This window comes from Rhizobium sp. NPDC092011, from assembly GCF_044756305.1.
Taxonomy (GTDB): Bacteria; Pseudomonadota; Alphaproteobacteria; order Rhizobiales; family Rhizobiaceae; genus Rhizobium.
The window spans coordinates 158,193-175,312 of the sequence record NZ_JBIVSO010000002.1 but is presented as its reverse complement, the minus strand read 5'-3'; the positions used below and the strand labels follow the sequence as shown (position 1 = coordinate 175,312).

Annotated in this window: 11 protein-coding genes; 2 read left to right on the top strand and 9 right to left on the bottom strand. The window is 61.5% G+C overall.

The window, feature by feature from the left end; all coding sequences use genetic code 11:
- Positions 1 to 36: 36 nt before the first annotated feature.
- Complete coding sequence (locus tag ACIQJ2_RS09225) at positions 37 to 2,484, bottom strand: FAD-dependent oxidoreductase (RefSeq protein ID WP_400669813.1); 2,448 nt, start codon at positions 2,482 to 2,484, stop codon at positions 37 to 39.
- Between the two features lie 9 nt (positions 2,485 to 2,493).
- A complete protein-coding gene (locus ACIQJ2_RS09220; RefSeq protein WP_199148012.1) occupies positions 2,494 to 3,372 on the bottom strand; it encodes a choline/ethanolamine kinase family protein in 879 nt (292 codons plus the stop codon).
- A gap of 308 nt (positions 3,373 to 3,680) precedes the next feature.
- Between ACIQJ2_RS09220 and ACIQJ2_RS09215 the strand changes: the two genes are divergently transcribed.
- Positions 3,681 to 4,490 (top strand): DeoR/GlpR family DNA-binding transcription regulator, encoded by an 810-nt coding sequence (locus tag ACIQJ2_RS09215; RefSeq protein WP_199148013.1) that lies wholly within the window; start codon positions 3,681 to 3,683, stop codon positions 4,488 to 4,490.
- Positions 4,491 to 4,525: 35 nt separating this feature from the next.
- Here the strand turns inward: ACIQJ2_RS09215 and ACIQJ2_RS09210 are convergent, their stop codons facing one another.
- Positions 4,526 to 5,470 carry a LysR substrate-binding domain-containing protein gene (locus ACIQJ2_RS09210; RefSeq protein ID WP_199148014.1) on the bottom strand — a complete coding sequence of 315 codons (945 nt, stop codon included), beginning with the start codon at positions 5,468 to 5,470 and terminating at the stop codon, positions 4,526 to 4,528.
- 114 nt (positions 5,471 to 5,584) lie between these two features.
- On the opposite strand from ACIQJ2_RS09210, the gene ACIQJ2_RS09205 reads away from it, so the two are divergent.
- Positions 5,585 to 6,607 carry a YeiH family protein gene (locus ACIQJ2_RS09205; protein ID WP_400669810.1) on the top strand — a complete coding sequence of 341 codons (1,023 nt, stop codon included), beginning with the start codon at positions 5,585 to 5,587 and terminating at the stop codon, positions 6,605 to 6,607.
- Here the strand turns inward: ACIQJ2_RS09205 and ACIQJ2_RS09200 are convergent.
- The 6 genes from ACIQJ2_RS09200 to ACIQJ2_RS09175 all read right to left on the bottom strand — a co-directional run bounded on the left by ACIQJ2_RS09200 (position 6,570) and on the right by ACIQJ2_RS09175 (position 16,956).
- Positions 6,570 to 8,402, bottom strand: a complete 1,833-nt coding sequence (locus tag ACIQJ2_RS09200; protein WP_400669807.1) for an EAL domain-containing protein — start codon at positions 8,400 to 8,402, stop codon at positions 6,570 to 6,572. The two genes, ACIQJ2_RS09205 and ACIQJ2_RS09200, sit on opposite strands and share 38 nt — an antisense overlap.
- Before the next feature lie 127 nt (positions 8,403 to 8,529).
- On the bottom strand, positions 8,530 to 10,314 hold the full coding sequence (locus ACIQJ2_RS09195) for an IlvD/Edd family dehydratase (protein ID WP_400670253.1): 1,785 nt from the start codon (positions 10,312 to 10,314) through the stop codon (positions 8,530 to 8,532).
- Positions 10,315 to 10,321: 7 nt separating this feature from the next.
- Positions 10,322 to 11,206 (bottom strand): NAD(P)-dependent oxidoreductase, encoded by an 885-nt coding sequence (locus ACIQJ2_RS09190; protein ID WP_400669804.1) that lies wholly within the window; start codon positions 11,204 to 11,206, stop codon positions 10,322 to 10,324.
- A gap of 250 nt (positions 11,207 to 11,456) precedes the next feature.
- Positions 11,457 to 14,654 carry an efflux RND transporter permease subunit gene (locus ACIQJ2_RS09185; protein ID WP_199148018.1) on the bottom strand — a complete coding sequence of 1,066 codons (3,198 nt, stop codon included), beginning with the start codon at positions 14,652 to 14,654 and terminating at the stop codon, positions 11,457 to 11,459.
- Positions 14,655 to 14,783: 129 nt separating this feature from the next.
- A complete protein-coding gene (locus tag ACIQJ2_RS09180) occupies positions 14,784 to 15,971 on the bottom strand; it encodes an efflux RND transporter periplasmic adaptor subunit (RefSeq protein ID WP_400669802.1) in 1,188 nt (395 codons plus the stop codon).
- Positions 15,972 to 16,143: 172 nt separating this feature from the next.
- Positions 16,144 to 16,956, bottom strand: a complete 813-nt coding sequence (locus ACIQJ2_RS09175) for an alpha/beta hydrolase (RefSeq protein ID WP_199148020.1) — start codon at positions 16,954 to 16,956, stop codon at positions 16,144 to 16,146.
- Positions 16,957 to 17,120 lie beyond the last annotated feature (164 nt).

Below are 17,120 nucleotides of genomic sequence, written 5' to 3'. Positions count from 1 at the left end.
CCTGCCCTCTAAGGGCGCCGCCTCGCCCGTTTGCGCTCACCCTTTGATCCGCGCCATCTGCGGATCATAGAGCGGCTTCAGCGACACCTGGCATGGCACGCGGCTCTGCGCGACATCGAGCTCGTAACGGCCGGACAGCACGAACTCCTCCGTCACCCCACCGGGATCACGGACATAGCCGTAGCCGATGGCCTTGCCGATCGTGTAGCCGTAGCCGCCACTCGACAGCCAGCCGACGCGCTGTCCGTCACGATAGATCGTCTCGCGGCCGAGAAGCACGATCTCGGGATCGTCGGGCACGAAGCAGGCGAGCATCTTCTTCACGCCCGAAACAAGCTGCCGCTTGATCGCCTCCCTGCCGCGGAATGCGATGTCCTTTTTCGTCTTCACCGCCCAGGCAAGTCCGGCTTCGACCGGTGTATGATCCGGCCCGATATCCGAACCCCAGGCGCGATAGCCCTTCTCCAGACGGCAGCTCTCGATAGCCCGGTAGCCGGCATTGACGAGGCCATGCTCACGCCCGGCCGCCATCAACACGTCATAGACGCCCGCCGTATATTCCACCGGCACATGCAGCTCATAGCCGAGTTCTCCGACATAGGTGATGCGTAGCGCCCGGACAGGGCAGCCGGCGATACCGACAGTCCGAACCTTGCCGAAGGGGAACGCGGCGTTCGAAACATCCGCTGAGGTCACCGATTGCAATATCGCGCGCGACTTCGGCCCCATGAGCGACAGCACCGAATAGGCCGAGGTTACATCCACCAGCTCGGCATGCATCTCGCTCGGAATATTCCGAGCGATCCAGTCAAAATCATGCGTGGCGAAGCCGGTGCCGGTCGTGATGTAGAATTCATTCTCGGCGACGCGAGCAACCGTGACATCGCATTCGATGCCGCCGCGATCGTTCAGCATCTGCGTGTAGGTCAAAGAACCGACAGGCTTGGCGACGTCGTTGGAAGCGATCCACGACATCGCCGCCTCCGCATCCCTGCCCTTCAGCACGAATTTGGCAAAGGAGGTCTGGTCGAAGATGACCGCGGCCTCGCGCACCGCCTTGTGCTCGCGGCCGACGGCGCCGAACCAGTTCTGACGGCCATAGGTATAGACATCCTTCGGCTCCTCGCCGGCAAAGAGATCGGCAAACCAGTTCGGCCGTTCCCAGCCGAGCTTTTCGCCGAAGCAGGCCCCCTGCGCCTTCAGCCGATCATAGAGCGGCGACTTGCGGCAGGGTCGACCGCTGGAATGCTCCTCGAAGGGCCAGGCCATGGTGTAATGCTTGCCATAGGCTTCCAGCGTGCGCGTGCGAACCCAGTCCGTGTCGAAATGCGGACGGCCGAAGCGCCTGATATCGACGGGCCAGAGGTCGTAGGGCGGCTCGCCCTTGGCGACCCATTCGGCGAGCGCCATGCCGGCACCGCCGGCCGAGGCAATGCCAAAGGCATTGAAGCCGGCGCCGACGAAGAAATTCCGCAGCTCCGGCGCCTCGCCGAGAATGAAATTGCCATCGGGCGTAAAACTCTCCGGGCCACACAGCAGCTGTTTGACGCCGGCCGTCTGCAGCGCCGGCACGCGCACCAGCGCCTGCTCCATGATCTGCTCGAAATGGTCGAAGTTGCTGTCGAGCAGCGTGTAATGGAAATCCTTTGGGATACCGTCGAGCGCCCAGGGGATCGGGTTCGGCTCATAGCCGCCCATCACAAGACCGCCGACCTCTTCCTTGTAGTAGGTCAGGCGGTCAGGATCGCGCAGCGTCGGCAGGTTGGAGGGCACACCGAAGGATTCGGTGATGAGATATTGGTGTTCCACCGAAACGAGCGGCACGTTGACGCCGAAGCGGCTTGCAAACGTCCGAGTCCACTGCCCCGCGCAGACCACCACACGCTCGCATTCGATGCGGCCCTTTTCGGTGATGACGGCGCGGATCCGGCCCTTGTCGATCTCCAGATCGAGAACCTCGGTATCCTCGAAGATCGAGACACCGCTCATGCGGGCGCCCTTCGCCAGCGCCTGGGTGATATCGGAGGGATTGGCCTGTCCGTCGGTCGGCAGGAAGGCGGCGCCGACGAGATCGTCGACATCCATCAACGGCCAGAGGTCGAAGGCCTCCTTGGGGGTCAGCAGGTGCATCTGCAAGCCGAAGGACTGCGCCGTCGTCGCCTGTCGCTTGACCTCCGTCCAGCGCTCCTCGTTGCAGGCGAGACGCAGGCCGCCATTCATCTTCCAGCCGGTGGCTAGCCCCGTCTCCGCCTCGAGCTTCTTGTAGAGATCGACGGAATAGCCGAGCATCTGCGTGATGTTGGCGCTGGTGCGCAGCTGGCCGACGAGACCGGCGGCATGAAACGTCGTGCCCGAGGTCAGCTTCTTGCGTTCGAGAAGCACGGTATCGGTAAAGCCGAGCTTGCCGAGATGGTAGGCGGTCGAGCAGCCGATGATGCCGCCGCCGATGACGACGGTCTTGGCGGTAGCAGGCAGTTCCTTCATCGTGTCACCTCAAGAGTTGCGAAAGCTCTGCCAGGCACTCTCGAAGCGCCTGAGATTTTCAGCTGTATAGGAAGAATAATCGAATTCGATGTCGGAATGGATTTCCGAAATCATGCTCCACATCGTCTCGCGCAGGAGCGAGGCGCATTTCATCGCCTGATAGCGCCGGCGCAGATCGTCGCTGACGGGAGCCTCAAAGTAAGCCTCCAGCATCGCCTCTTCCTGCGCCTCGGAGAATTCATTGTTGGAAGCAAGTCCGCCGAGATCGAAAAGTGGCGTGTTGAAGCCGGCATAGTCCCAGTCGATCAGCCAGAGCCGCTTGCCGTCATCGAGGAAATTCGCGGCTAGCAGATCATTGTGGCCGAAGGCGATCTCGTAGGGTCCGGCAGCACGTTCCAACCGTTCCGCAATTTCCAGGAAAGACGGCAGCGACGGCGTGTGCCGGCTGCCGCCAGCCTCCAGAAGAGCCGCATAATCCCTGACCACATGGAAGACCCAGAAGATGGCAGCCGGTCCGCGAAAATGCTTCGGCACATCGCGATGGCACGATCTGACGAGCGGCAAGACCCGAGCCATCACCAGGGGATTGCGTATATCGTCAGCGGATAGCGGCTTCGCATCGACGTAGTCGAGCACCAAAATGCCGGGCTCGTGATGGATGACAGCGGGAGAAAGACCAGCCGCATGGGCGGCCCTGCTTGCCGCCACTTCGTTGGTGCGACTGATGTGGTGGACGGGGATATCCGAGCCCAATCGCACGACGAAACGCCGTCCTGCATTGCCGACCAGATAGTTGCGATTGGTTATGCCGCCGACAAGCGGGGCGATCTCGATCGGCCCATGCCAGATTCCGAGAGAATATATCCTGTCTTCCGGCGTCGCAGTCATTCCCCCTCCGGCGCTACTGCTCAGCATCCTCTGGCGGGAAGGTTCCTCACAAACGATCGGCTGTCAAGATCGATCCACAAAATGAAACGAATATTTGGCTTTTTGTTGGATTCGAGACTAAATCTCAATTGGATGAATGATGAATATTGCAAACAGAACGCTTCACCGTGGGTGAGATTTGCCTTAAAAACTGCATCGCGAGGCGATCGGATTGATTTGCAAACCTTGATGCCGCTTAGTGACGCCGCCTGCTCGATCCGAAAGCCGCAGTTGAATTTCGAGATCATACCCGCAATAGGATCAGGATCATGTCGGGCATGTCCCAACCACCGCTTCACGCCAATCATCGCGAGCGCGAGATCCTGGAAGAACTCCGGCTCGCCGGCGGGGCCAGCCGCATTCAGTTTCTGGCAGAGCGGCTCGGCGTTTCCGAAGAAACCATCCGCCGCAACATCCGCAGCCTCGAAGCAAACGGTCTCGTCACCAAGGTGCATGGCGGCGTCCATATCAAGGACTCGATGATCGAGCCGCCGCTGCACCTGCGCATGAACGAAAATGCGGAAGCCAAGCGGATGATCGCCGCCTCGGTGGCGGCCATGATCGAGGACGGCGATACGCTCTTTCTTGATGTCGGCTCCACCACGGCCTTCATTGCCGTTGCGCTACAAAAGCATCAGAAGCTCTTCGTCGTCACCAACGCCCTGTCGGTGGCGCATGCACTGGCCACGCGCAATGGCAACCGCGTCTTCTTCGCCGGCGGCGAGTTGCGTGGCCACGATGGCGGCGCTTTCGGCATGGAAGCGGCGAATTTCCTGCGCCGCTTCAACATACGCCACGCCATCCTCTCGGTCGGCGCCATCAACGCCACGTCGGGCTTCATGCTGCATGATCTCGAAGAGGCGGAATATTCGCGGGAAGCGGCAAGCCGCTCTGAAAACTGTATCGTCGTCGCCGACAGCGCAAAATTCGGACGCAGCGCGCCGATCATCCTGAACGAACCCTCAAGCTTCGATGTCCTCGTCACCGACGACGCACCGCCGGCCGATATCAACGCCATGCTGGAACGCAACGAGATCGAACTGGTGGTCGCCAACCGGCAGCGGGTGGAGCGCAAATAGCATCCCGAAGGTGATGTTTTAGAGGATCGCCGACGTCAGCGGTTGACGCCAGCAACGTCTTCGCTATTCCCATCCGCTTCGAAGCTCGCATATTTACGATAGCTCTTGCACATGGTCTCCAGCGTCAACGCCGCCTTGCTGGCATGGCGCTCCTTGTGACGCAAAAGGCGAAAACTGCGGGCCGGCAGATCGAAGCTCGCCTGAACCAGCAATCCCTGCCCCAGATAGGCCTTGGCAGCCGCGTTGGAAAGCGCCGCGGCACTCTGGCCCGCGCAGACTGCCGACAGAATCGCCTCGTTCGATGGGAGAACCAGCGCGACCTTGAGGTCGCGTGGCGAGGCGCCGAGCTTGGCAATCGCGTTCTCGAACTCAGAACGAGTACCCGATCCCTCCTCACGCATCACCCAGGACGTATCTGTCACGAGGTCCGTTATGGAGAGCTGCCGGCCGTCGGCCCAGGGATGATGCGGCGGCACAACGATGACAAGCGCATCCTGCGCCACGATCTTCATCGACAGCGCCGGCGCATCCACCTCACCCTCGATGAAACCCAACTCCGCCGCCCCGTCGATGACGGCCTCGGTGACGGTTCGCGTATTGCCGATCGTAAGATCCAGCTCGATGCCGGGATAGTCACGTTGGAACCGCATCAGCAAAGGCGGCAGCCAGTAACTTGCTATGGTCTGGCTCGCGTAAAGGCTGAGCCGGCCGCGCTGCAGACCACCGAGTTCGGACAGCATGAGTTCGGCGGAGCGTACACGGGCGAGCGTCGCCTTGGCTTCCCCCAGGAAGGATCGCCCCGTCTCGGTCAGCTCGATCCGCCTGCCGACGCGATGAAACAGCTCCACCCCGTAATAGGCCTCGAGATTCTTGATCGCCGAACTGACGGCAGACGGCGTCAGGTGGATGGCTTCGGCCGCATTAGTCAGATGTTCTCGTTCGGCGACGGCGACGAAAATTGCGAGTTGCTCAAAGGTCATGGGAAATCATTCTAATTTATCGAACGAAACATAGGATAATATTCGATGGATGTCGACATGAGCAGATGAGACTTTCCAGCCGTCAACACATCATAAAAAGAATGGCGGCACCACATGTCATCAGCTCAAAGCGCAAACAAGATCCTCCCCGGCTTCGCACTCACCTGTGCCGTCGCGATCGTCGCCTATGCAGGCGAGCACGTGGAGGTCGGCCTGCTCGGCGGTCGGTGGATCGAAAGTCTGGTACTCGCCATAGCGCTCGGCATTGCCGTCTGCACCCTCAAGCCGCTGAAGCCGTCCATGAAGCCGGGCATCGATTTCAGTGCCAAGTTCCTGCTGGAAATCGCCATCGTCCTTCTCGGCGCCTCCATCAGCCTTTCGGCCATTCGCGGCGCTGGCGTCTGGCTGATCGCCGGCATCGCCATCGTCGTCGTGCTTTCGATTGCCGCAACCTATGTGATCGGACGCCTGCTCGGCCTGCCGCCGAAGCTCGCGACGCTGATTGCCTGCGGCAACTCGATATGCGGCAATTCCGCCATCGTCGCCGTCGCCCCGGTGATCGAAGCAGATTCACAGGAGATCGCCGCAGCCCTTGCCTTCACTGCTGTATTGGGCATCGCCGCCGTCTTCCTCCTGCCTTTCCTTTACTTCCATTTCGGCATGAGCGTGTCGCAATACGGCGCGCTGGCGGGGCTGACCGTCTACGCCGTCCCGCAGGTGCTTGCTGCAACTGCCCCTGTCGGCCTTCTCGCCGTCCAGACTGGCACCCTGGTCAAGCTGATCCGTGTCCTGATGCTCGGACCCGTCATCTTCCTGCTCGGCATCATCACCAAGGTCGAGACGACCGAGGCGAACGGTGGCAGCGGCCTTCACCCCTCGCTGGTTCCATGGTTCATCTGCGGCTTCCTCGGCTTGATGGCGATGCGTTCCTTCGGCCTCATTCCGGAAGCACTGATCGCTCCGATGCAGTCGGTGTCGGGCATCCTGACGGTGATTGCCATGGCCGCACTTGGCCTCTCGGTAAATGTGCGCTCCGTTGCCCATGCGGGCGGGCGCGTCATCATCGCAGCCACGCTGTCGCTGCTGATGCTTGGCGTTATCAGCTACGGTTTGATCGTCGCGTTGCAGATCCAGTAGTCTGCCTGTGGCCGGTAACGGCGGATCGGCTTCTGCTCTTTGCATGAGCCGATTTCAGCAGAGCTGCAATCTCGCTTTCCGGAGAGGGGTAGCCGATAGCAAAGCCCTGAAGTTCGTCGCAACCGACCTCGGCCAGAATGCGCGCATGCTCCTCGGTCTCCACACCTTCGGCAATCACCTCGACATTCAGAGCCCGCGCAATGTCGACGATCGAGCTGACAAGACGACGCTGCTCGTCCGACACCGTCAACTCCGTCACCAATTGCCGGTCGATCTTCAGCCTTTTCGGCTTCAGTTTCACCAGACCAATCAAAGAGGCATGGCCCGAGCCAAAATCGTCGATCTCGATATCGATCCCCATCTTCTTGATAGCGTCGATATTGGCCAGGACCCGGTCATCAGGCTCGTCCAGAAAGATCGTTTCCACGAGTTCGAAGGCGATGGCATGGCGCGGTATCTTCAGCGCCTCCAACCCTTCGATCAGGTCTGGGTCGGCAAGCCGGCGCCCGGAAATATTGACGGCGATACGCGGCGGCACGAGACCGCGCGAAACCCAGGTGGCGCGGTCGGCAAGCGCGCGCTTGAGCACGGCGGCATCAATCTCGGCCGTCAGCCCATATTCATCCGCCACCTTGAGAAAGGCAGCCGGATTGAGCAGCCCCTTTTCCGGATGCTGCCAGCGTGCCAGCGCCTCCAGCCCGACGATGCGGCGGCTGCGCGCATCCACCTGGATCTGATAGAAGGGCTCGATTTGCCGCAACACCGGCGCCAGCCGCAGCTCATCGGCCAGCCGCCGTTCGGCATGCAGGTCGGCTTGCAGTTCCGGCGTGAAGAACTCCGCACGGTTGCGGCCAAGCTTCTTGGCCTGAAAAAGCGCCACGTCCGATTCCGCCAGCAGATTGGCGGCGTTGCCGGTGAGGCTCAAGGCCACACCGATAGATGCGCCGATCCGCAGCATCTCGTTACCGAAACGCACCTCGCGCCGCAGCCGCGAGAGGATGTCGTTTACGATACCTTCCAGCCTCTCCGCACTGCCGACATTCACCAACACGGCCACGAATTCATCACCGCTCACACGCGCCACTATATCGCTGGCGGTGATCGCAGCCGAGATACGCGCGGCCACGCTCTGCAACGTCGCATCGCCGGCGGCGTGCCCCCATTTGTCGTTGATCTCCTTGAAGCCATCGATGTCGATATGGAGCACGGCCAAAGTTTCGATCGCGGCGTCCCTGCGCAATTCGCCAAGGCGCCGGTCAAGATAGCGTCGATTGGGCAGGCCTGTGAGATAGTCGTGATCAGCCGCATATTCGATACGAGCCCGGCTTTGCTCGAGCGCCACCGCGCGCGCCTCGGCAATTGCCTTCTGGCTGGTCAGCTCCCGATTGAGCAGGATATCGGCGGTCACATCCCATTCGGCGCCGATGAAGGATGGTGAACCATCGAGATCTTCATAGAAATGCGCCCGCGAGCGGATGTAGCGCACGTCGCCGCTCGGCAACACGATGCGAAACTGGGAATTGTAGAAACCACGCGCGTCGAGAGCGATCTGGAAGTCGTTGAGAGCCTTCTCGACATCCTCGGGATAAAGCGCCCTCATCCAGACATCGGACGATACCTTGCTGCCCTGAAGACCGGTTCCGTAGAGCCTGTGCATCTGCGGATCCCAAAGTAGTTCCTTGTCGTCGACGTTATGCTGCCAAACGCCGATTTGGGACGCGTCAAGCGCCAGCTCCAGCCTCCTCAATAGGTCCTGGAACTCCTCTTCGGTCCGCCCGGATGCCACCTCTGCCAAAGAGCCCCTCCCTTCGGAAACTGGAGAGATTACATAGCTGCAACTCGGTTAACTTGCACTACTCCAGTTTCGCGAACTTTAACGGCAGCTTGCCGCCCATGCGCCGATGGGTCAACCCGAGCCCTCGTCAGTGATTGTGCCGCGGCGGAACAGCCGCGAGATTGCGGAAATCTGCGGCGCCATCGAGCACGGCGCCATCGGAAAGCTGCGTCACGGAGCGGCGATAGATCCGCTGCCAAGGCGTCGCATCTGGCGGCACCGGTGGTATGCCGTCGCCCTTGCGCCGCTCGATTTCCGTCTCCTCCACCAGCATGTCGCAACGACCGTGGTTGAAATCGATGCGAATCACATCACCGGTCCTCAGCCACGCAAGGCCGCCGCCGGCAGCACTTTCCGGCGAGGCATTGAGGATGGAGGGACTATCGGCCGTACCCGACTGCCGACCGTCTCCTATCGTGGGCAGGCTGCGGATACCGCGCTTGAGCAGCGCATCCGGCGGCTGCATGTTGACGACTTCGGCAGACCCCGGCCAGCCGATCGGCCCGGCGCCGCGGATGACGAGAATAGTCCGCTCATCAATGCCAAGATCGGGATCGTTGATGCGCTTGTGATAGTCTTCGGAGCCGTCGAAAACGACAGCCCGGCCCTCGAACACGCCTTCGTGGCCCGGCTCCTGCAGATAACGACTGCGGAAATCCTCGGACACGACACTCATCTTCATGATGGCGAAATCGAACAGATTGCCCTTGAGCACGAGGAAGCCGGCCCGCTCCTTCAGCGGCTCGGCGAATGGGCGGATAACTTCGCGATCGCTCGCCTCCCTGCCCTTCAAATTCTCCGCCATCGTCTTGCCGGTCACGGTCGGACAGCTTCCATCGAGCTTTCCGGCGTGCAGCAGCTCCCACATGATGGCCGGGACGCCGCCGGCGCGGTGGAAGCGCTCGCCAAGATAGGCACCCGCCGGCTGCACATTGGCCAGCAGCGGGATGTCGAAGCCATGCACCTGCCAGTCGTCGGGATAGAGTTCGACGCCGGCATGTTTGGCCATGGCGGCCAGATGCGGCTGCGCATTGGTCGAACCGCCGATGGCGGAATTGACCCTGATCGCATTGAGGAAAGCCTCGCGCGTCAGCACGTCCGAAGGCTTGATATCATCAAGCACGAGTTCGACGGCGCGGCGCCCGGTACGATAGGCCATCTGCCCGCGCTCGCGATAGGCGCCGGGAATGGCGGCACAGCCGGTCAGCGACATGCCGAGGGCTTCCGCCATGGCATTCATGGTCGAGGCCGTTCCCATCGTGTTGCAGTGTCCCACCGAAGGAGCCGACGCCAGAGCAGCCTCCAGAAAGCCCTCTTCATCGATCTCGCCAGCCGCCAGTTTGCGGCGCGAGCGCCAGATCGCCATGCCCGAGCCGGCAAGCTCGCCGTCATGCCAGCCATCGAGCATCGGCCCGCCCGAGAGAACGATCGCCGGAATATTGACGGTCGAAGCCGCCATCAGTGCGGAGGGTGTGGTCTTGTCGCAGCCGGTCGTCAGCACCACGCCGTCGATCGGATAGCCGTAGAGCACTTCCACCAGGCCGAGATAGGCAAGATTGCGGTCGATTGCCGCTGTCGGGCGCTTGCAGTTCTCGAAGATCGGATGGGTCGGAAATTCGATCGGGATGCCGCCGGCATCGCGAATGCCGTCGCGCACGCGCTTGGCGAGATCGAGGTGATGGCGATTGCAGGGTGTGAGGTCGCTGCCGCTCTGGGCAATGCCGATGATCGGCTTGCCCGACCGCAGCTCCTCCGGCGTGATGCCATAGTTCATAAAGCGCTCAAGATAGAGCGCCGTCATATCGATATGATCCGGATTGTCGAACCAGTCCTGCGAACGCAGACGACGCTTGGATGCACCCTTATCGCTCATCTCTTCCTCAAGCCTTTCCTCGGCCATTCTTGTCTTCCAAGTGCTGCAGCAAGGCGCTGTGATCCAGCTCCCCGCCGCCGTTCTCGACGAACTCAGCAAATTCCGCTCTGACGGCCTCGGTCAGAGGCAGTTGCAGGGACAGGCCGCTGGCCGTCGCGAGGATCATATCGAGATCCTTCAACTGTATGCGGGCGGTTCCCCCTGGTTCGAAACTGCGTTCGATCATGCGCTGGCCGTGCAGTTCGAGGATCCTGCTCTCGGCAAAACCGCCGCGAATGGCATTGCGAAAGGCCTCGCGCGAGCCGCCGCCGGCTTCGACCAGCAGCATCGCCTCCGCGACTGCACCGACCGTCACGGCAACGATCTGCTGATTGCCGAGCTTTGCGAGTTGTCCGGTGCCGCTCGGCCCCACACGTGTCACGCGCCCGAGAGGTGCCATGACATCGCGAACGCTGTCGATAACATCGACATCGCCACCGGCCATGATTGCCAGCGTCCCGGCCTCCGCACCCACAACACCGCCGGAAACCGGCGCGTCGATATGCCTGATGCCACGCTCGGCAAGCTTGAAGGAATGTTCGCGCGCAATGGCCGGCGGTATCGAGCTATTGTCGATGACCACAGCGCCGATTTCCAGAGCGTCAGCCACGCCGCTGCCGAACAGGACCTCGCCGACGGCGCCGCCATTGGTGAGCATGGTGAATAGCACCGAGGCTCCTCGCGCCGCCTCTGCCGCCGTATCCGCGACGATGGCGCCATCAGCGGCCAGCGGCTCCGCCTTGCTCCGGTCGCGATTCCACGCGGTCACGGCAAAGCCGGTGGCCAGCAACCGCCGCACCATCGGCGCGCCCATCAATCCCGTACCGAGAAAAGCGATCTTCCTGCCGCCCATAGCCTATCCTCCGAATGGAACACGCGGACCTTGCGAGAGCATGCTATCGCTGTTTCGGTCTTTCCGCCAACGGGCTGCTCCCACCAACCCGATGTACGTTCATCAACTCATGCAAGAGCTTGATAAACCTATGGTGCCAGCATGCAAAGGAAATCAGCCGACGTGCGACAAATTCCGCAAAACAAAGGGCGGGACCTTGCGGTCCCGCCCATGGGGTGTCGAGCACTGGAGTACCGCTCGGCACGGCCCCCTATTCGGCGGCGATCGGGAGTACCTCCGCCGAATGGTCATTGTCGTTGTGATGATGCTGCTTCAGCGGACGGTTGCCCGTGACACCGCGGATCAGCACGTAGAACACCGGCGTCATGAAGATGCCGAAGAAGGTGACGCCGATCATGCCGGCAAACACCGCGACACCCATGGCAGCGCGCATCTCCGCACCGGCACCGGTCGAGGTGACCAGCGGCACGACGCCCATGATGAAGGCCATGGAGGTCATCAGGATCGGACGCAGACGCAGGCGGCTGGCCTCGATTGCAGCCTGGACCGGCTTGCGGCCTTCCAGCTCCAGCTCGCGGGCGAATTCCACGATCAGGATCGCGTTCTTCGCCGACAATCCCACCAACACCATCAAGCCGATCTGCGTGAAGATGTTGTTGTCTCCGCCGGTCAACCAGACGCCCGTCAAGGCGGCCAGCACGCCCATCGGCACGATCATGACGATCGCAAGCGGCAGGGTGACGCTTTCATACTGCGCGGCCAGCACGAGATAGACGAGCAGCAGGGCCAGCGGGAAGATGATGACGCCCGAACTGCCGGCCAGGATCTGCTGATAGGTCAGATCCGTCCACTCGAAGCCGATGCCCGGGGGCAGCGTTTCGTTGGCGATCCGCTCGACGGCAGCCTGTGCCTGACCGGACGAGTAGCCTTGCGCCGGCCCGCCGTTGATATCGGCAGCGAGGAAGCCGTTGTAGCGCGTCGTCCGTTCCGGCCCGGTGCTGGCCTCGACCTTCAGCAACGCCGAGAGCGGGATCATCTGGCCCGACGCCGAGCGAACCTTCAACTGGCCGATATCGTTCGCATGCGAGCGGAACTGGGCATCCGCCTGCACACGCACGCTGTAGGTACGGCCGAATGCGTTGAAGTCGTTGACGTAGAGTGAACCCAGATAGATCTGCAGCGTATCGAAGACATCGGTCACCGAGACGCCGAGCTGTTCGGCCTTGGCACGATCGAGATCGGCGAAGAGCTGGGGCACGTTGATCTGATAGCTCGAGAAGATCCCCGTCAGTTCAGGCGTCTGGTAAGCCTTGGCGAGGAATGCCTTATTCGCCTGGTCGAGCGCCTGGTAGCCGAGACCGGCACGATCCTCGATCTGCAGCTTGAAGCCGCCGGTCGTGCCGAGGCCCTGGACGGGCGGTGGCGGGAACATGGCGATGAAGGCGTCCTGAATGCCGGCGAACTTCTGGTTCAGCTGCATGGCGATGGCGCCGCCCGACAGGTTCGGCGTCGTACGATCCTCGAAGCCCTTCAGCGTCACGAAGACGATGCCGGCGTTGGAGGAATTGGTGAAGCCGTTGATCGACAGGCCCGGGAAGGCAATCGCATGCTCGACGCCAGGCTGTTCCAGCGCGATCTTGCTCATCCGCTGGATGACGTCATCCGTGCGGTCGAGGGTGGCGCCGTCAGGCAGCTGGGCAAAGCCAATCAGATACTGCTTGTCCTGCTGCGGAACGAAGCCGCCGGGCACGGCCTGGAACAGGTAGTAGGTCGCGCCGATGAGGGCGAGATAGACGATCATGACCAGGCTTTTCACCGACAGGATGCCACCGACGCCTCTGCCATAGGCAGATGAACCGCGGTGGAATACCTTGTTGAAGCCACGGAAGAACCAGCCGAAGGCAAAATCCATCACGCGCGTCAGCATATCCTTCGGCGCATGGTGATCCTTCAGCAGCATTGCCGCCAGAGCCGGAGACAAGGTCAGCGAGTTGAAAGCCGAGATAACGGTCGAGATCGCGATCGTCAGTGCGAACTGGCGATAGAACTGGCCCGAAAGACCGGAGATGAAAGCCAGCGGCACGAAGACGGCAACCAGCACCAGCGCGATCGCGATAATCGGGCCGGATACTTCCTTCATGGCGCGATAGGTCGCGTCACGCGGGCTAAGGCCATTCTCGATGTTACGTTCGACGTTTTCGACGACCACGATTGCGTCATCCACCACGATACCGATCGCCAGCACCAGACCGAAAAGGCTGAGCGCGTTGATCGAAAAGCCGGCGACATACATCACGGCGAAAGTACCGATGATCGAGACCGGAACCGCGATCAGCGGGATGATCGAGGCGCGCCATGTCTGCAGGAACAGAATGACGACGATGACGACGAGCACGATGGCTTCCAGCAGCGTGTGCACGACCTTGTCGATCGACGCACGCACGAACTGCGTGGTGTCGTAGACGATTTCGTACTTCACGCCGTCAGGCATCGCGGTTTGCAGCTCGTTCATCGTCTTGACGACGTTGTCGGAGATGGTGATCGCGTTGGAACCCGGCGCCTGGAAGACCGGAATGGCCACGGCGGGCTTACCGTCGAGCAGCGAACGCAGCGAATAGTCGGCAGCGCCGAGTTCGATGCGTGCGACATCGCGCAGGCGGGTGATCTCGCCGTTGCTGCCGCTCTTGACGATGATGTTGCCGAATTCCTCCGGCGTCGTCAGACGGCCCTGGGCATTGACGTTCAGCTGCACGTCGATGCCCGGAACGCTCGGCGACTGGCCGATGATGCCGGCAGCGGCCTGAATGTTCTGCGCGCGAATGGCATTGGCGATATCGCTGGCGGCGAGACCGCGCTCGGCAGCCTTCTGCGGATCCACCCAGACGCGCATGGAATAGTCGCCCGAGCCGAACACACGAACCTGGCCGACGCCGTCGAGGCGAGCGAGCCGGTCCTTGATGTTCAGGGTGGCGTAGTTGCGCAGATAGGTGATGTCGTAGCGATTGTCCGGCGAGATGAGGTTGACCACCATCATCAGGTCGGGCGAGCTCTTGACCGTGGTAATGCCGAGATCGCGCACGTTCTGCGGCAGGCGAGGCTCAGCCTGCGAAACGCGGTTCTGCACAAGCTGCTGCGCCTTGTCCGGGTCGGTGCCGAGCCTGAAGGTGACGGTCAGCGTCAGCAGGCCGTCTGATGTCGCCTGGCTGCTCATGTAGAGCATGCCCTCGACGCCGTTGATCTGCTCTTCGATCGGCGTCGCCACCGTCTCGGCGATGACCTTCGGGTTGGCGCCCGGATACTGGGCGGTAACGACGATCGACGGCGGCACGACTTCCGGGTACTCGGAAATCGGCAGCAGCTTCAGACCGATCAGGCCGGCGACCACGATGAGGATCGATAGCACTCCGGCGAACACCGGACGGTCAACGAAAAATCTTGAGATGTTCATGGCAGAACCCTCTCCATGGGTGAATCAAGGGACACGAAGTCCGGGCCCGCGGCCCAACAGGCGCCACGAGCATTACAAAACGAAGCATTGGAACGAACGGCCGGAGACTAATCTCTCCGGCCGGATGAATTATTTGGAAGCGACCTTCTCTTCCGGCTTGGGATCGACGACTGCGCCCGGGCGAACCCGCTGCAGGCCGTTGACGATGATCTTGTCGCCGGCGTTCAGGCCTGCCGTGACGATGCGCATGCCGTCTGACGTGTCGCCGAGGCTGATCGGGCGATACTCGACCTTGTTCTCTGCGCCGACCACGAAGACGAACTTCTTGTCCTGGTCCGTCCCGATCGCCCGCTCGCTGATGAGCAGCTTGGTCTCGGCCTTCGGCTGGCCCATGCGAACCCGCACGAACTGGCCGGGGATGAGACGGCCGCCGGGATTGTCGAAGACGGCGCGAACGCTGACGGTGCCGCTAGCCGCATCGACTTCGTTGTCGATCAGCTGCAACTTGCCCTTGATCGGGGTACCGTTGTCGCCGGCAGTGCCGATCTGGACCGGAATCTGCTCGACGGGCGGAACCGCACCGTCGGTTGCCGGCAATTCCGCCAGCGCCCGGGTAACGGTCTGCTCGTTCGCATTGAAGCTCGCATAGATCGGATCGACCGAGACAAGCGTCGTCAGCGCCGGCGACGTCGAGCCGGCAGCGACAAGATTGCCGACTGTGACGGCGATCTTGCCGACGCGGCCGGAAATCGGAGCGCGAACCTGCGTATAATCGAGGTTTAGCTGCGCAGTCTGCAGGGCTGCTTGCGCAGCCTTCAGATTGGCTTCCGCCTCGGCATAATTGCTGGTGCGCGTATCCATATCGCTCTGCGAGATCGTTCTGTTGTCGAAGAGCTTCTGGCCGCGACCGACCTCGACCTTGGCCAGATCGAGCTTCGCCTTGGCGGCCGATACCTGAGCCTGGGCTTGTGCAACCGTTGCCTCATAGGGTGCAGGGTCGATCGTCACAAGCAGGTCGCCCTGCTTGACCAGGGCTCCCTCGCGGAAATGCACCGACTGGATAGCGCCGGCGACGCGCGGCCGCACCTCGACCCGGTCGATAGCTTCGAGCCGGCCGGAAAATTCCTGCCAGGACGTGATGTCGCGTGGCTCCACCGCGGCGACGGTGACCGGGATGGCCGGCATCGCCGCCGGGCCGCTTGCCTCGGTTGCCTGAGCACCGCGGGGCAGCTCGAGATAGAATGCCGCGCCTGAAATGGCCGCAGCAACACCCATGCCGGCGCCCCACAGGGCCCAGCGCTTACCGTTGGACTTCATGTTAGTCTCTCCTTTGGCCCCCTCTTGGGAAATGGGGACCGAAAATTCCTATTGTCTCGATACAGTCAGGGGTGCGAAGCGCGGCTTATGCGCGCGAAAATCGCCTCTGTTCTTGGTTTCGGCACCCCGTCCAAATCCGCGACTTTCCTCGCGACCGGAATGCTGCCGTCGATCATGCCTGCACGTCTTCGACAAAGCCCTTGAAACAACAGCATATGTCCTGTCGCCATGAAGGCCTGTCTTTCGACTGCCCGCCGTAGAGGGTGGGCCAGCCTGTCCCGGCGGGAAGGACTTGCTGGCGAACACGGACGCCAGCCGCTTTCAGCCGACTGCCGTATTCCATGCTCTCGTCGCGGAGCGGGTCGTCCTCGGCCGTGAGCACCAATGCCGGCGCGAGGCCCGAAAGCCGCGAACAGTATCGAGGCGCTGCATAGGGATGACAGACACCGCCCAGGAAACCCAGGTAACGGTTCCAGCCTTCCGTCCAGCGCTCGCGCATGCCGCTTTCCTCCGCCTGGAGGAAAGATTTCGATCCCATGAAGGGGTCGAGCAAAGGCGATATCAGCACCTGTCCGTCCAACGAACCGGGTATCTGATCGCGCGCCTTTAAAGCGACGCCCGCTGCAACATTGCCACCCGATTCCTCACCGGCGACAAACAGCAGCGATTTCTTTGCCCCACCCAGCGCAAGCATGTTGCGCTTGTTGCTGAGGTAGGCAAAAATCCCGTAGGCGCATTCCAACACCTTCGGAAAAGCATTCTGATTGCAGCTCGTATAATCCGCCGCAACCACGATGGCGCCGGCCTCAGCGAGGCTTGCAGCCACCGGTCTCTCTGTCGCATGGCAAGTATCGAGAAAAGCGCCTCCGTGCAGATAAAGCACGAGGGGTGCCGCCTTCTTCAAACCTTCACCGTTGTAGATCCGAGCTGCCACCGGCCCCGTAGGCACGTTTTCCAGCACAACATCTTTCCACGGCGCACTCATCGACCCAAATCCTATCTGTTCGGATGAACATGACTAAACCAAGCTAGCCCTCTAGCACGCTTTGCAATCATATTCTCGATAATGCGGTCTTGAGCGCCCCGTGCCGCATTGCAACAATCATGGAAACAACATATCGTTATTCCGTTCTGAGAATAAGTAGCCTA